Origin of the sequence: Kribbella sp. NPDC049584 (genome assembly GCF_040675555.1) — a bacterium.
GTDB lineage: Bacteria > Actinomycetota > Actinomycetes > Propionibacteriales > Kribbellaceae > Kribbella.
This window is the reverse complement of record NZ_JBFAPF010000003.1, coordinates 836,030-850,774: the sequence shown is the minus strand read 5'-3', so window position 1 is coordinate 850,774 and position 14,745 is coordinate 836,030. Positions and strand designations below refer to the sequence as shown.

Sequence of the window (14,745 nt, the reverse complement as noted above, 5' to 3'; positions counted from 1 at the left end):
CGCGGCCTGATCAGGCGCTGATCTTGAACTTCGCCGACGTCGCCAGCTCAGCCAGCCGGCGGCTGGTGAACACCGGTTGCGTCAGCGCCGATCGGCCCGAGTCCTCGACCTTCTTGGCCTGCGCGACGAAAACGACGGTGCCGTCGTCATACCGGTAGGCGGCCCACTGGTCGAAGCCGCCGCGCCCGTCGGTCGTCAGCACGCCGACCTTCTTGCCGCCGACGTCCATGACGGTGCAAGCACCGGTTCCGCCCCAGAACTTCCGCGCGAGCGTGCAGGGGTCTGTCGCCGGTTTCCCGTCGGGCGTCGTCGACTCGACCAGCAACTTCCCGACCCGGTCGCCCTTCTGGACCGGGATAGTGGCCATGTACTCCCAATAGTCCGGCTCACCGTCGCTGGACGCGTACTGGGCCTGCGGCCATCGCATCGATCGGCCGTCCGGGAACTTCAGGTTCGGCGTGCTGAACCCCGCCGGTGCCGACGAGCTCAGGTTGTTCATCAGGCTCACGGCCCGGTCGGCGCGAGGACCCACGGTCGCCGTACGGTCCACCTGACCCTCGGGCCACGGATCGTTGGACTTCCGCGTCTTCGGCGCCACGGTGCCGACGACCGTCGGCGTAGCCGACGGCTCGGACGTTTGCGTCGGGGTCGGCACCGGCTGCGTCGTACCGACGTCGCCTGCCACCATCGGGCCTTCCGACCGGTTACCGGTGTAGTTCGCGACCAGCACCGGACCGGCCCCGGCGGCGACCACCAGCGCGGCGACACCGGCCCCGGCCACCGTCACCCTGCGCCGCTTGCGCGCCCGCCGGGCGTGGTCGAGAGCACGCGCAGGATCCATCGGCGACGGCGGACGGCTGCGCACGATCACGTCGTGGAACGCCTCGTTGAGATCCTCTTCGTTCATCGAACCTTCTCCTGTTCAAGCAACCCTCGCAGCGTCGCCAGCCCGCGCGCGGCCTGGCTCTTGACATTTCCGGTCGAGCAGTCGAGCAGCGCGGCCGTCTGCTCGACCGACTGGTCCTCCCAGTACCGCAGGACGAGTACGGCGCGTTGCCTCGGCGGTACCTGGGCGAGTGCCTTCAGCAACACGAGCCGTTCGTCGGGGAGATCGGGTGACGGCACCGCCCAGTCGGCCGGCTCCGACCCGACCGACTCGTGCCGGAACCAGCCTCGGCGCCGCTCGGACAGGAAGGTGCGCACGAGTGTCTGCCTGGTGTAGCTGTCCATCGCTCCGTGCCGCTGAATCCGGCGCCACGCCAGGTAGATCTTCGTGAACGTCTGCTGGACCAGGTCCTCCGCGCGATGCCAGTCCCCGCAGAGCAGGTAGGCCGTGCCCCGCATGGCATCGGAACGCGCCGCGAAGTACGCCTCGAAGTCGGCGTCCTGATCACTCATCTGCTCTCCCATCCTCGATCCCCGGGTTAGACACGCCTACCAGGTCGAAGTTGGTTGCATCGCAGTACGGGGGAGTTTGGTAGAGGGTCCTTTCTCAGGCGGTCTTGATGGCGGGGTCGCTCTGGCCGGGGGCGCCGGTCTCGACGTGGCCGGCGTAGCGGCGGAGGTAGGTCGTGTCGGCGGTGGTGGTGACCGAGATGTCGTACCAGTGGCTCGTGGTGGTGACCGTGTAGGTGGTTTTGCCCTTGCGGACGTCGAGCGTTTTCTTCGTGCCGTCGTACGCGTTGGCGATCGTGATCTTGCGGGCGGCGTCGGAGGTGATGGTGAGGTCGACGTTGCCGGTGCGGGCGTTCTCGCGGGCGGTGATCTCCAGACCGGTGGCGGGCTTGCCCTTGAAGGTGCGGAGGAAGCCGTTCGGGCCGTGGACGGTGAGGTCGGTGACGCCGCCGGAGTAGACCGGGTTCCAGCTGTCGGCGACGGTCTTGCCGGCCTCGGTGGTGTACGTCCACGGGCCGTCGGTACGGTTCGCGGACGTGATCAGGAACTGTGCGCCGGCCCGCGGCCCGGAGCTGAAGGTCAGCTTGTACTTGCCGTTGGCAACCGCTCCGTCGACGACCGGTGCGTAGGGCAACGGCCGGGTACGGCGGGAGCCGCGCTCCTGTACCGGGACCTTGCCGACCGCGGGCGGCGTCGGCACGTAGTCCGGGTGCCGCTTGTTGTCCGGCGGCTGGTACGCGGTCGTGTCGGGAAGGGCGGCCGGCCGCGTGGCCGTCGTACCGAAGTCGAACGCGGACGTCAGGTCACCGCAGACCGCGCGGCGCCACGGCGAGATGTTCGGCTCGTGGACGCCGAACCGCGACTCCATGAACCGGATGATCGACGTGTGGTCGAACGTCTCCGAGCACGTGTACCCACCGGTGCTCCACGGCGAGACGACGAGCATCGGCACCCGCTGGCCCAGGCCGTACGCACCATGCGCGGCCTTCGTGCCGGTGTACAGGTCCGGCCCCGGGTCGACCGTGGACAAGCCCTGGGAAGCCGACAGCGGCGGGAACGGCGGTACGACGTGGTCGAAGAAGCCGTCGTTCTCGTCGTAGGTGATGAACAGCGCGGTCTTGCTCCAGACCTCGGGGTTCGCGGTGAGCGCGTCGAGAACCTGCGAGATGTACCAGGCGCCGTAGTTGGCCGGCCAGTTCGGGTGCTCGGTGAACGCCTCCGGCGCGGCGATCCAGGAGATCTTCGGCAGCTGGTTGTTCTTCACGTCGGCGGCGAGCCGCGCGAACAGGCTCTCGCCGGCCTTCGCGTTCGTGCCGGTGCGAGCCTTGTCGTACAAGGGGTTCCCGGCCGCGGCGTTGCGGTAGTTGTTGAAGTACAGCAGCGAGTTGTCGCCGTAGTTCCCGCGGTACGCGTCGTCGATCCAGCCCCAGCCGCCGGCCGCGTCGAGGCCGTCGCCGATGTCCTGGTAGATCTTCCACGAGACACCGGCCTGCTCGAGCCGCTCGGGGTACGTCGTCCAGCCGTAGCCGGCCTCGTCGTTGCCGAGGACCGGGCCGCCGCCGGTGCCGTCGTTCCCGGTGTAGCCGGTCCACATGTAGTACCGGTTCGGGTCGGTGGAGCCCATGAACGAGCAGTGGTACGCGTCGCACAGCGTGAACTTGTCCGCGAGCGCGTAGTGGAACGGGATGTCCTCCCGGGTCAGGTACGCCATCGTGGTCGACGTCTTCGCCGGGATCCACTGGTCGTACTTGCCGCCGTTCACGGCCTGGTGCGCGTCGCCCCAGCTGTGGGCGAGGTCCTGGATGAACTGCATGCCCAGGTCGTCGGCGTCCGGGTGGAACGGCAGGATCTCCTTGCCGAGGGCATCCTGCTGGTGCCACACCGGCCGGCCGCTCGGCAGCGTCACCGGTCGCGGGTCACCGAACCCGCGGACACCGTTGAGCGTGCCGAAATAGTGGTCGAACGACCGGTTCTCCTGCATGAGCACGACGATGTGCTCGACATCCTGGATCGTGCCGAACCGGCGGTACGCCGGGATGGCGGCAGCCTGCTCGATACTGTTCGCCATCGCGGCGAACGCGGCCGAGGCTCCGGCCAGTTGGAGGAACCTCCGGCGATTGATCTCTGGCATGCAAGTCTCCTGACAGGCGGTGGGGCGGATGGAGTCTGAAACACCAGCACTGCGAACGGAGGCACCCTAATCTGAACGTTTAAACGATGGAAGATGAACTCTGTCCCGATTGCTCCTCGCGACGATCGGCGGGAGACTGGACTAGCGCGGCCTGGGGGATTGGGGGAGGCTGCGATGGGCGGGCGGGCGCTTTTCGGCGCCAGGGAAACCGGGGTGGACCGGCTCCAGGCGGAGCTGACGGCGCTGCGCGAACAGTTCACAGCGGCCAACGAGGTCCTGTCCGCGGTCGGCCGCTCGGCCGGTGATCCCGACGCCGTCCTGACCACCGTCGTCGAGAGCGCCTGCCGCCTGTGCCGCTCACAGGCCGCGCAGCTGTATCTGCTCGACAACGGCCGCTACCAGCTGATCAAGGCTGTCGGGATGTCAGCCGAAACGATCCGGTATCTCGAGGAACACGTGATCGCGGTCGATCGCTCCTCGCTGGTCGGGCGGGTCGGTCTCGATCGCACCACCCAGCAGATCCCGGACGTCCTCGCGGACCCCGATTTCGGTCGTCAGGAGCTGCAGCAGATCGCCGGGTTCCGGACCACGATGGGTGCGCCGATGCTCGTCGACGACGAAGTGGTCGGCGCGTTGACGGTCTGGCGCAACGAGGTCAATCCGTTCGGGCAGGGTGAGCAGGATCTCGTCACCGCGTTCGCGGGCCAGGCCGCGATGGCGGTGAACAGCGTCAAGCTCGTGCAGCAGCTCGAGGCGCGCGGCGCCGAGCTGGCCCGCAAGCTCGGCGAGCTGGAGGCCCTGCGCGAGGTGGGCGAGGCGGTGAACTCGAGTCTCGATGTCTCCAACGTGCTCGCGACCATCGCGAAGCACGCGGTCCGCATCTCGGCGACCGACGGCGGCTCGATCATGGAGTACGACGAGGCACAGCGCTGCTTCCTGGTCCGTAGCGTGTACCGGACCGACCCGAGCGTGATCGAACGGCTGCGGACGACCCGGATCCATCTCGACGAGACCCTGGTCGGTCGGGCCGCCAAGCTCGGCCGGCCGCTGGCGGTCCCCGACCTCGGCGCGGTCGAGCTCGATCCCCACCTGGCCGTCCTTTACGACGCCGGCTGGCGCTCACTCGTCGCCGTACCCCTCCTGCGAGAGGGACAGATCGTCGGCTCACTCGTCGTACGACGCAAGCGGCCCGGAGAGTTCTCCGCGGAAACGCTGGCGCTGCTCGAGATGTTCGCCGATCAGTCCACCCTCGCACTGCTCAACGCCCAGCTCTATCGCGAGCTCGAGCAGCAGAGCGCGGAGCTGGAGATCGCGAGCCGGCACAAGTCCGAGTTCCTGGCGAGCATGTCGCACGAGCTGCGTACGCCGCTGAACGCCGTGCTCGGATTCTCCGAGGTTCTGCTGGAGCGGATGTTCGGGGACCTGAACGAGCGGCAGGAGGAGTACCTGCGCGATATCCACGGCTCCGGCCGGCACCTGCTCGAACTGCTGAACGAGATTCTCGACCTGTCGAAGGTCGAGGCCGGCCGGATGGAGCTGGAGTACACGACGTTCCCGCTGCGCCGCCCGCTCGAGAACACCGTGGCGATGCTGCGCGAGCGGGCCGCCGCGCACGACCTCGAGCTGCGGGTCGAGATCGGACCCGGCATCGACGAGGTGTACGCCGACGAGCTCCGGCTGAAGCAGGTGGTGCTGAACCTGATGACGAACGCGGTCAAGTTCACCGACGAGGGCGGTTCGGTCGTGGTGCGCGCGACGCGGTCCGGCGCGGAGGTCCACATCACCGTGACCGACACCGGCCGCGGCATCCCCGCGGAGGACCGGGACCGGATCTTCGAGTCGTTCCAGCAGGGCGGCCGCGGTCCGTCCCGGGAGGAGGGCACCGGGCTGGGGCTGACGCTGTCTCGGCGGATCGTCGAGCTGCTCGGCGGGCGGATGTGGCTGGAGAGCGAGGTCGGTGTCGGGAGCACCTTCGGGTTCTCCTTGCGCAGCAGGGAGAACGAGGTCCGGCGGGACCCGGCCCGGACGATCACGGACGTCGTGGTGATCGAGGACGACAGGCCGTCGCTCGAGCTGATCACCGCCTACCTGTCGGGTCCGGCCGTGCGGGTCACCGTCGCGGGCGACGGTCAGTCCGGGCTGGACGCGGTCCGGCGGGTCCGGCCGGCCGCCGTACTGCTGGACATCCGGCTGCCCGGGATCGACGGATGGGCGGTGCTGCAGGCGCTGAAGGCCGAGGAGGCGACCCGCGACATCCCGGTGGTCATCGTGTCGATCGTCGACGAACGAGGTCGTGGCGCTGCCCTCGGCGCAGCCGCCTACCTGGTCAAACCGGTCAGCCGGGACGCGTTGCTGCAGGCCTTGCGGGCGGTCGGAGCGCTCGCCGACGACGAGGGGGAGAATCGATGAATCCAGGCCGGATCCTGGTGGTGGAGGACAATCCGAAGAACCTCAAGCTGGTGCGGGACGTACTCCGCTTCTCCGGCTACGAGGTGATCGAGGCGACGTCGGGGGAGGACGGGGTGCGTCTCGCGGCGTCCGAGCATCCCGACCTGATCCTGATGGACCTGCAGTTGCCGGGTATCGACGGCGCCGAGGCGTTGCGCCGGATCCGGGCGGGCGAACGCGATCACGCCGTACCTGTGGTCGCGGTGACGGCGTTCGCGATGGACAACGACCGGCATGACGCGTTCGAGTCGGGATTCAACGGGTACGTCGAGAAGCCGATCAGCATCCGCCGGCTGCCGCAGCAAGTGCGTGACTTCCTCCAGCTCGGCGGTGCGACGACATGACCGTCGACAGAACGAGGGTTCTCGTGGTCGACGACCAGCCGCCGAACGTCCGGTTGCTGGAGGCGATCCTGAGCCCGCGAGGGTACGACGTACTGACCGCGTCCTCCGGTGAGCAGGCGCTGGAACTGATCGGTGCCGAGGATATCGATCTCGTCCTGCTGGACATCCTGATGCCGGGGATCGACGGGTACGAGGTGTGCCGGCGGATCCGCGACCAGGTGGACACGGCGTACATGCCGGTGGTGATGGTGACGGCCAGCGGTGACGAGCAGAAGGTGAAGGCACTCGAGGCCGGTGCCGACGACTTCCTGACCAAGCCGATCAACCAGAGCGAGCTGCTGGCCAGGGTCGCGTCGCTCGCACGGATCAAGCGGTACCAGGACACCATCAAACGGCAGGCCACCGAGCTGGCCGGCTGGAACCGGGAGCTGGAGTCGCGGGTCGAGCACCAGGTCTCGCAACTGCAGCGGATGGGCCGGCTGCGGCGGTTCCTCAGTCCGCAACTCGCCGAGCTGATCGTCGATTCCGGCGACGAATCGTTCCTGGACAGCCACCGGCGCGAGATCGTCGTCGTGTTCTGCGACCTCCGGGGGTTCACCACGTTCGCGGAGGCGAGCGAGCCGGAGGAGGTGATGGGCGTGCTGGAGGAGTACCACCACGCGCTCGGTGACCTGATCTTCCGCTTCGAGGGAACGCTCGAGCGATTCGCGGGCGACGGCCTGATGGTGTTCTTCAACGACCCGGTCCGCTGCGAGGACGGTCCGCTGCGCGCATTGCGGATGAGCGTCGCGATGCGCACCAGGGTCCGTGGACTGGCCGAGGCCTGGAGTCGGCGCGGGCACGATCTGTCGCTGGGCATCGGGGCCGCGCAGGGATACGCGACGCTGGGCACGATCGGCTTCGACGGGCGGCTCGACTATGCGGCGATCGGCAGCGTGACCAACCTCGCCGCGCGGCTGTGCGCGGATGCCGAGCCCTGGCAGATCCTCGCGACCGAACGAGTCTTCAGCGCCGCCGGTGACGGGGTCCTGGGCGAGGACGCCGGGCTCCGGGAGGTTCGCGGCTTCAGCCGGACCGTGCATGCCTACAACATCCGTGGGCTCGACAACTCGAGGATCGCGTCATGACCGGTGATCTGTGGACGGCGCCCGACCGGACAGAGCGGGTGCTGTCGGCGTTGAGCGAGGCCGAGCGGTACGAGCGGTTCGATCTGCTGCAGGAGCGGATGGCCGGCGTGTGGGATGCGATGCGGCGCAACTATGACGACGAGTCGGTGATCGTCGTTCCGTCGCTGACGCTGGACAAGACCGAGGCCGAGACCGGGACGCTGATGCAGGCGTACGAGGAGCGGTTCCTGTTCTTGCTGATCCTGTTGCGGGAGCCGCGGTTGCGGATGGTGTATGTGACGTCGATGCCGATCGCGCCGGAGATCATCGAGTACTACCTGTCCTTGCTGCCCGGGGTGATTCCGAGTCATGCGCGGGCGCGGCTGTCGCTGATCTCGGTCGATGACGCGTCGCCGGTGTCACTGAGCGAGAAGTTGCTGGCCCGGCCGCGGCTGCTGCAACGGATCGCCGACCTGATCCCGAACCGGATGCGCTCGCACCTGATTCCTTACAACACGACCGAGCTCGAGCGCGACGTCGCGATCAGTCTCGGGATCCCGATGTACGCCGCCGATCCGCGGCTCGCGCCGTTGGGGTCGAAGTCCGGGTGCAGGCGGTTGTTCGCGGAGCTCGGCGTACCGCATCCGCTGGGGAAGGAGGACCTGCGGAGCATGGACGAGCTCGCCGACGCACTGGTGACGATGCGAGCCGAACGGCCCGCGATGGACAGCGTGATCGTGAAGCTCAACGAAGGCGTGTCGGGTGAGGGCAACGCAGTGGTTCGGCTGAAGGGGCTGCCGGCGCCCGGTACGCCGGGCGAGCGGGACGGCGTGCTGCAACGACTCCGCGAGATGGAGCTGGAGTCCGTCACGACGCCGTTCGACGTGTACATCGCGAAGTTCGCCGAGAACGGCGGCATCGTCGAGGAGCGGATCGTCGGCGACGAGCTGCGCAGTCCCAGTGTGCAGCTGCGGGTCGTGCCCGGTGGGAAGGTCGAGTTGTTGTCGACCCACGATCAGCTGCTCGGCGGGGCGAGTGGGCAGAGCTATCTGGGCTGCGTGTTCCCGGCGGCGCCGGAGTACGCGCGGTTGATCACCGAGCATGCGGCGACGATCGGGCAGCGGCTGGCCGACGAGGGTGCACTCGGGAGGTTCGCGGTCGACTTCGTCGTGGTCCGCGGCGTGGATGGCCGCTGGACGCCGTACGCGATCGAACTCAACCTGCGCAAGGGCGGTACGACGCACCCGTTCCTGACACTGCAGTTCCTGACCGACGGGCGGTACGACCCGTGGTCGGCGATGTTCCTGACGCCGACCGGACACGAGAAGCACCTGGTCGCGACGGATCACCTCGAGTCGGAGCTGCTGACCGGGCTCGGGCCGGCGGACCTGTTCGACATCGTCGCGCGCAACGGGCTGCACTTCGACCAGTCGCGGCAGGTGGGGATCGTGTTTCACATGATCAGCTGCCTGACCGAGTGCGGCCGGCTCGGACTGACCGCGGTGGGGGACAGCCCGGCGGAGGCGGATCGCCGGTACCGTGATGCCTCCCGCATCGTGCTCGCCGAGGCCGAGAAGGCTTTCGCGGAACGCCCGCTCCCGCTCTGAAGGGTTTACATGCAGCGAGTTTGGTACGTCGCCTACGGATCCAACCTCGCACTCAACCGATTCCGCTGCTACCTGTCCGGCGGGCGGCCCGAAGGCGGCGCTCGGGTGTATCCGGGCTGCCGGGACCGCAGCGACCCAGAGGCGATCGCCGGCGTCGAAGTGCCCGGCGGCCTCGTCTTCGCCGGTACGTCGAAGGTGTGGGGCGGAGGCTCCGCCTTCTACGACTCGAGCGCTGACGGGATCGTTGCCGGCCGCGCCTACCTCCTGACGCCCGACCAGCTCGGCGACGTCGCAGCGCAGGAGATGCGCCGGGAGCCCGGCGGCGAGTTCGCCGTGGATCTCGCCGGTCTGCTGCCTGTTGTCGACACACTGCACACGATGGGCCCGGGCCGCTACGAAACAGTGGCCCGCCTGGGCGAGCGCGACGGTCTACCGATGTTCACCGTCACGCACGGAACCGTCACCGACCTCGAGCCGTCCGCACCAACCGCGCCGTACCTGCAATGGATAGCCACCGGCCTGATTGAAGCGCACGGCTGGGAGATCGATCGCGTGGTCGAGTACCTGCACAAGGCGCCGGGCGTCCGGTTGGGGTGGACGCCCGGCGCGTTGCGCTCAGTGTTTGATGGCGATGCAGGTTGCGGTTGAGGATTTGGTGGGGTCGCTTTCCGAGGTGGCGGTGAGGGTGATCTTGCCGATCGGGCCGGTGCCGGGCTTGGTGTAGACGGGGACGGTTACCTGCTGGCCGGCGTCGGCGGTTGCGAGGGCGTTGGGCAGGGCGATGGGCCAGCCGTCGGCGGTTGCGAGGGCGTTGGGCAGGGCGATGGGCCAGCCGTCGGCCTTGGCGGACAGGCGGTAGACGTCGCCCTTCAGGTACTGCGTGATGTCCTCCGGCCCGGACGTCGTACCGGCCTTGCCGGTGTTCGTCAGGCTGAAGTTGCAGGTCTGTACGCCGCTGCGGTCCGGCTTGGCCACCGTGGGCAGGACGCGTACGCCGCGCTTCTGCGCGCCCGAGCCGTCGAGCGAGCGGATCGCGACCGTGTACGACAGCACGCCCTTGCGGTCGCGGTGAACGTTGGTGATGTAGAAGTGCAGCCGGTTCGCGGTGTCGGTGTACTCGTATTCGCTGCCCGAGTTCGTGCCGGCGTGGAAGAGCGCGTCCGACAGTTGGCGGTAGTCGCCGATCGTGATCGGAACCTTGGTGCCGTCGGGCAGGACGTAGTCGGTCATGTTGATGTCCTGCGGGTTCGCGTCGACGACCCACTCGAACGGCGCCCGGTCCTGGTTCTTCGTCTTCGCCAGCAGTACGCCGGAATCGGGCGTGAACGAGTCCGTGCCCATCCGATCGACGACCTCGACCGTGTAGTTCTGGTACCCGCGACCGTCGCACAACGGATCGGTCGCCGCGTTGCACGGCGCGTCGAGGTCACCGGCGCCGCCGAGCTCGATGTTGATCCCGGACAGGTCGTTCGCGCCCGGGTTCACGCTGCGCGCGGTGACGTTCGCGATCACGACTCCTGACGACGCGAGGGCTTCGCGGGACAGTCTGAGCACGTTCTGCTCGTCGACCATCTGCAGCTTGATCTTGTTGCGGAGCATGTGTTGTGCGCCCATCGAGGCGCCGCCGGTCGCGGGGATCATCCACCGGCTGTGCGGACCACCCGGGCCGTTGAAGCTGCCCCGGGACAGCATCTCCCAGATGCCCGTGTACGAGCGTCTGGGCGGTACGCCGTACGGGTTGTTGTAGTTGTCGCCGATCCCGAGGATGTGGCTGAACTCGTGCGCGAAGACCGCCATCCCCGAGCTCTCGGCCTGCGTCGACGAGCCGCCGCCCGCGTTCGGCCAGATCGATGAGCCGGCGGCCCACGACGTCCAGTCGACGTACCGGGTGTCGGACCAGTTCGGCAGTGCCGGGTCCGGCGGCCCGAAGTCGTCGGTGACGTCCTCCTTGGTCGGGAACTTCATCATCCCGAACTCCTGCCAGGTGGACGATTCGTCCTGGCCGGCGCTGAGGAAGAACACGAAGTCGAAGCCCGCCGGTACCTCGGCTCCTTGGTCCGCGACCCACGCGGCCTTCCCGTCGGTCCGGATGTCGCGGTCGCAGTTGTCCCCGGCCGGGCATTCCGCGGGGCTCTGGAACTCCATGCCGTACTCGTGCGACTTGCCCGGCATCCGGTACGGGCCGAACGCGGTGAGGTCGACGCCGTACCGGCCGCCGGAGTCCTCCATCCAGTACTCGTGCAGCGTGTGCCCGTGGTTCAGCGGCTCGGGCGTGTTGAGGAAGTTCTTGTAGAACTGCGCGACCTGATCCCGCGGTACGCCGTTCGCCGCGGCACTGGGATTGCCGAAGACGGTCGAGCCCTTGGGCTTGGTGATGACGAAGTCCTGGTTCGGGTAGTCGAGCAGCACGAGCGCACCCTTGAAGGTCCGCTGCGATCCCTTCACCGCGGGATCGGCCCAGTTCGTCCCCGGCGGTTTGGTGTAGTCGTCCCACGTCATGTGGTCCGGGTTCTCCCAGTTCTGCGGGTCGATCGGACCCGGCAGACCCTGGGACACGGTCTTCGCGACACGCTGATCCGGCCCCGACTCCTGCCACGGCTGCTTCTGCGGCCAGTGCGGGTACTGCCAGGCGTTCACGGGGTCAGGGGGAGGAGTGCTCGGTGCGGCGAGCGCCATCGAAGGCACCGAGACAGCGGCAAGCACCGCGACCAGCCGCACGACACGACGAACTTTCCGTTGCTCAGACACGGGCGGGCATCCGATCGACGAAGGGGCGGGACATCGAGTAAGTCATGAGCATGCCTGGCGAGACGCCTGACCACAACAGCTCGGCTGACTGTATACAGTATGGTGGCGATGGTGAGCGGTGTCCCGGCTTTGGATGGAGGAGCGATGTACTCAGTCACCGACCCGGCAAGTGGGCAGCTGGTGGAGGAAGTGGCCAACTCGACCGAGGAGGAGGTGCGGGTCGCGATCGGGCGGGTGTACGACGCGTACCCGGACTGGCGACGTCGATCCGTGCGGGAGCGGGCCGTGATCGTGGCGCGGGCGGCGGACCTGTTCGAGGAGCGGGCGGACGAGCTGGCCCGGATCATGACGCTGGAGATGGGGAAGCGGATCAACGAGGGCCGCGGCGAGGTCGGCATCGTCGTCGACATCTTCCGGTACTACGCCGAGCACGGACCGGCGTTGCTCGCGGACGAACCGATCGACATCAAGGGCGGGAGCGCGGTCATCACCAAAGGCCCGATCGGCGCGCTGCTCGGGATCATGCCGTGGAACTTCCCGTGCTACCAGGTGGCCCGGTTCGTCGCGCCGAACCTCGTGCTCGGCAACACGATCCTGCTCAAACATGCCTCGATCTGCCCGCGGTCGGCGCGCGCGATCGAGGAGATCCTGCACGCGGCCGGCGTACCGGCGGACGTCTACGTGAACACCTTCGCGTCGAGCCGGCAGATCCCCGGGATCCTCGCCGACGCACGGATCGCGGGCGTTTCGCTGACCGGTAGCGAGCAGGCCGGCATCTCGGTGGCCGCCGAGGCAGGCAAGAACCTCAAGAAGACCGTGCTCGAGCTCGGCGGCTCCGACCCGCTGGTCATCCTCGACACCGACGACATGGACGAGACCGTCAATGCCACCGCGACCGCGCGGATGCGGAACTGCGGCCAGTCGTGCAACGCGCCGAAGCGGATGATCGTCCTCGCCGACATCTACGACGAGTATGTCGACCGCCTGACCAAACGCGTCGCGGAGTACTACGTGCCGGGCGACCCGTCCGACCCGGACACGAAGCTCCCGCCTCTCGCGTCGACTGCGGCCGCCGACGAGGTGGCCGCGCAAGTCGCGAAGGCGATCGAACAAGGTGCCACCCTCCGCACCGGCGGCCGCCGCATCACGCCGGGCGCGTACCTCGAAGCAACAGTCCTCACCGACGTCACGCCGGAGATGGACGCGTACTACGAAGAGATCTTCGGGCCGGTCGTCATCGTCTTCAGGGCTTCGGACGAGGAGGACGCGATCCGGCTGGCGAACGACACCCCGTTCGGTCTCGGCGCATCGGTCTGGGGCACCGATGCCGAGCGCAACCGTCGGGTGGCCGACCGGATCGACGCGGGCATGGTCTACCTGAACCGCGCCGGCGGCTCGCAGGCCGACCTCCCGTTCGGCGGCATCAAACGCTCCGGGCTCGGCCGCGAACTCGGCCCGGCCGGAATCGAGGAGTTCATGAACAAGAAATCGATCCGGCTCTGACGTCAGCAACCGCGCATCAGGGCGCGGTCCGTTCCAGCCCTCGTCGACAGGCCGTGAACCGCGCATACTGCGAGTAAGCGGAGGGGGCCGATGATGACCGTACCCGGTGAATACTCCATCAAGACCTATCGCTATCTGCGGATGGCGATGGTGGCGATGATCGTGCTGCTCGGCGCCGCGGTGGTGATCGAGTGGACCAAGACCGATCCGAGCTGCCTGCAGACGTCGATCAGTGCGTACTACTACACGCCGGTGCGGGCGATCTTCGTCGGCGCGCTGATCACGATCGGCGTCTGCATGGTGGTGCTGAAGGGCAACACCGAGCCGGAGGACATCCTGCTCAACGTGGCCGGCATTCTCGCGCCCGCGGTCGCGCTGGTGCCGACGCCGGGACAGGGCACCTGCCATTCGGTGCAGGTGGCGCTCGGTGACGCCGCCGCGAACGTCGCGAACAACATGCTCGCGTTGTTCATCGTCGGCGTACCGTGCCTGATCCTGACCGCGGTGTTCATCGTCCGGGACCGGATCAAGAATCCGGGTCGCTGGACGCCGATGTACCTGGTCGGGCTCGGCGTCGCGGTGCTGATCTTCGGCGGCGGGCTGGTGTGGTTCTTCGCCGACCGCTCCGGGTTCATCGGGCACGCGCACTACGCGGCGGCGATCGTGATGTTCGTCTGCATCGTCGCGGTGGTGCTGCTGAACGCGGAGCAGTTCCGGCGCAAGCAACGCAAGCACGCCGTACCGCATTCACCGGCGAACAGGTACTCGGTGATCGCGATCGCGATGGTCGTCGCGCCGCTGCTGATGGTCCTGTGGAACAAGCTCTTCGGCTGGGACCACGCCGTGCTGTGGATCGAGGGCACGCTGATCGTGCTGTTCGCCGCCTTCTGGATCAGCCAGACGCAGGAGTTGTGGAACGACGGGATCCGTCAGGAGTCGCCGCGATCGCAGGCCAGCCCGTCGCCGTCGGGATCGAGTGCGCGGGAGTAGCCCGGTTCGCCGCGGCGCAGCGGTGCCTTGCCGGCGGCACGGACCTCGGCGCAGTTGCGGTACGTCGGCGTCCGTTCCGCGCGGGCCGGTTTCGCGGTGTGCTCGATCGGAGCATGCGTCACCGGTGCGGTCGGCCCGAGGCTGGGCGTCGTACTCTCCGAGTCGCTGCTGAAGGGGTTCAGCAATACCAACGCCATCAGTGCCGTTGGTACGACGATCATGACCGCGGTCGTGATCCGGCGCGGTCCGCCGTACCGCCCGATCGGTCCGCGAACGGCCCGGCCGTACTCGTCGACCCAGAACACCCAACGGTCCGGCGCCTTCGGCCAGGTCTTGGGTGGCTGCCACCGTCGTGGTGGTCGCCAGTCGCGCGTCGGTGGATCAGGCCATTCTGGTGGTGTGTTGAACTGCCGCACTTTCCGTCCTCCCCGCAGGCAGCCTAACCACCGGGGTGCCGGAAGAAACACCCGGTC

At 68.0% G+C, this 14,745-nt stretch carries 12 protein-coding genes; 7 read left to right on the top strand and 5 right to left on the bottom strand.

Features of this window, described 5'->3' with window-relative positions:
• Window positions 1-10 precede the first annotated feature (10 nt).
• The 3 genes from AB0J62_RS15760 to AB0J62_RS15750 all read right to left on the bottom strand — a co-directional run bounded on the left by AB0J62_RS15760 (window position 11) and on the right by AB0J62_RS15750 (window position 3,526).
• Window positions 11-907, bottom strand: a complete 897-nt coding sequence (locus AB0J62_RS15760; protein ID WP_363870164.1) for a hypothetical protein — start codon at window positions 905-907, stop codon at window positions 11-13.
• On the bottom strand, window positions 904-1,398 hold the full coding sequence (locus tag AB0J62_RS15755) for a SigE family RNA polymerase sigma factor (protein ID WP_363870161.1): 495 nt from the start codon (window positions 1,396-1,398) through the stop codon (window positions 904-906). The genes AB0J62_RS15760 and AB0J62_RS15755 overlap by 4 nt, the downstream gene beginning before the upstream one ends.
• Before the next feature lie 94 nt (window positions 1,399-1,492).
• Complete coding sequence (locus tag AB0J62_RS15750; protein WP_363870157.1) at window positions 1,493-3,526, bottom strand: phosphocholine-specific phospholipase C; 2,034 nt, start codon at window positions 3,524-3,526, stop codon at window positions 1,493-1,495.
• A gap of 213 nt (window positions 3,527-3,739) precedes the next feature.
• Here AB0J62_RS15750 and AB0J62_RS15745 point away from each other — a divergent pair, with 213 nt between their 5' ends.
• Genes AB0J62_RS15745 through AB0J62_RS15725 form a run of 5 tightly spaced genes read left to right on the top strand, consistent with a single transcriptional unit; the run spans window position 3,740 to window position 9,679 of the window.
• On the top strand, window positions 3,740-5,935 hold the full coding sequence (locus AB0J62_RS15745) for a GAF domain-containing protein (protein ID WP_363870154.1): 2,196 nt from the start codon (window positions 3,740-3,742) through the stop codon (window positions 5,933-5,935).
• Window positions 5,932-6,318, top strand: coding sequence for a response regulator (locus AB0J62_RS15740; protein ID WP_363870151.1), 387 nt, complete (start codon window positions 5,932-5,934; stop codon window positions 6,316-6,318). Before AB0J62_RS15745 ends, AB0J62_RS15740 begins: the two co-directional genes overlap by 4 nt.
• A complete protein-coding gene (locus AB0J62_RS15735) occupies window positions 6,315-7,445 on the top strand; it encodes a response regulator (RefSeq protein ID WP_363870148.1) in 1,131 nt (376 codons plus the stop codon). Before AB0J62_RS15740 ends, AB0J62_RS15735 begins: the two co-directional genes overlap by 4 nt.
• Entirely contained in the window at window positions 7,442-9,031 is a 1,590-nt protein-coding gene (locus AB0J62_RS15730) for a peptide ligase PGM1-related protein (protein WP_363870144.1), read from the top strand. Before AB0J62_RS15735 ends, AB0J62_RS15730 begins: the two co-directional genes overlap by 4 nt.
• A gap of 9 nt (window positions 9,032-9,040) precedes the next feature.
• On the top strand, window positions 9,041-9,679 hold the full coding sequence (locus tag AB0J62_RS15725; protein WP_363870141.1) for a histone deacetylase: 639 nt from the start codon (window positions 9,041-9,043) through the stop codon (window positions 9,677-9,679).
• Here AB0J62_RS15725 and AB0J62_RS15720 read toward each other — a convergent pair.
• Window positions 9,647-11,779, bottom strand: a complete 2,133-nt coding sequence (locus AB0J62_RS15720) for a M6 family metalloprotease domain-containing protein (protein WP_363870138.1) — start codon at window positions 11,777-11,779, stop codon at window positions 9,647-9,649. The genes AB0J62_RS15725 and AB0J62_RS15720 overlap by 33 nt on opposite strands.
• A gap of 144 nt (window positions 11,780-11,923) precedes the next feature.
• Between AB0J62_RS15720 and AB0J62_RS15715 the strand changes: the two genes are divergently transcribed.
• Window positions 11,924-13,282 (top strand): NAD-dependent succinate-semialdehyde dehydrogenase, encoded by a 1,359-nt coding sequence (locus AB0J62_RS15715; protein WP_363870134.1) that lies wholly within the window; start codon window positions 11,924-11,926, stop codon window positions 13,280-13,282.
• A 90-nt stretch (window positions 13,283-13,372) separates the two neighbouring features.
• Window positions 13,373-14,272: a hypothetical protein gene (locus AB0J62_RS15710; RefSeq protein WP_363870131.1), complete on the top strand. Its 900-nt coding sequence runs from the start codon at window positions 13,373-13,375 to the stop codon at window positions 14,270-14,272.
• Here AB0J62_RS15710 and AB0J62_RS15705 read toward each other — a convergent pair.
• A complete protein-coding gene (locus AB0J62_RS15705) occupies window positions 14,212-14,688 on the bottom strand; it encodes an excalibur calcium-binding domain-containing protein (RefSeq protein WP_363870128.1) in 477 nt (158 codons plus the stop codon). The genes AB0J62_RS15710 and AB0J62_RS15705 overlap by 61 nt on opposite strands.
• Window positions 14,689-14,745 lie beyond the last annotated feature (57 nt).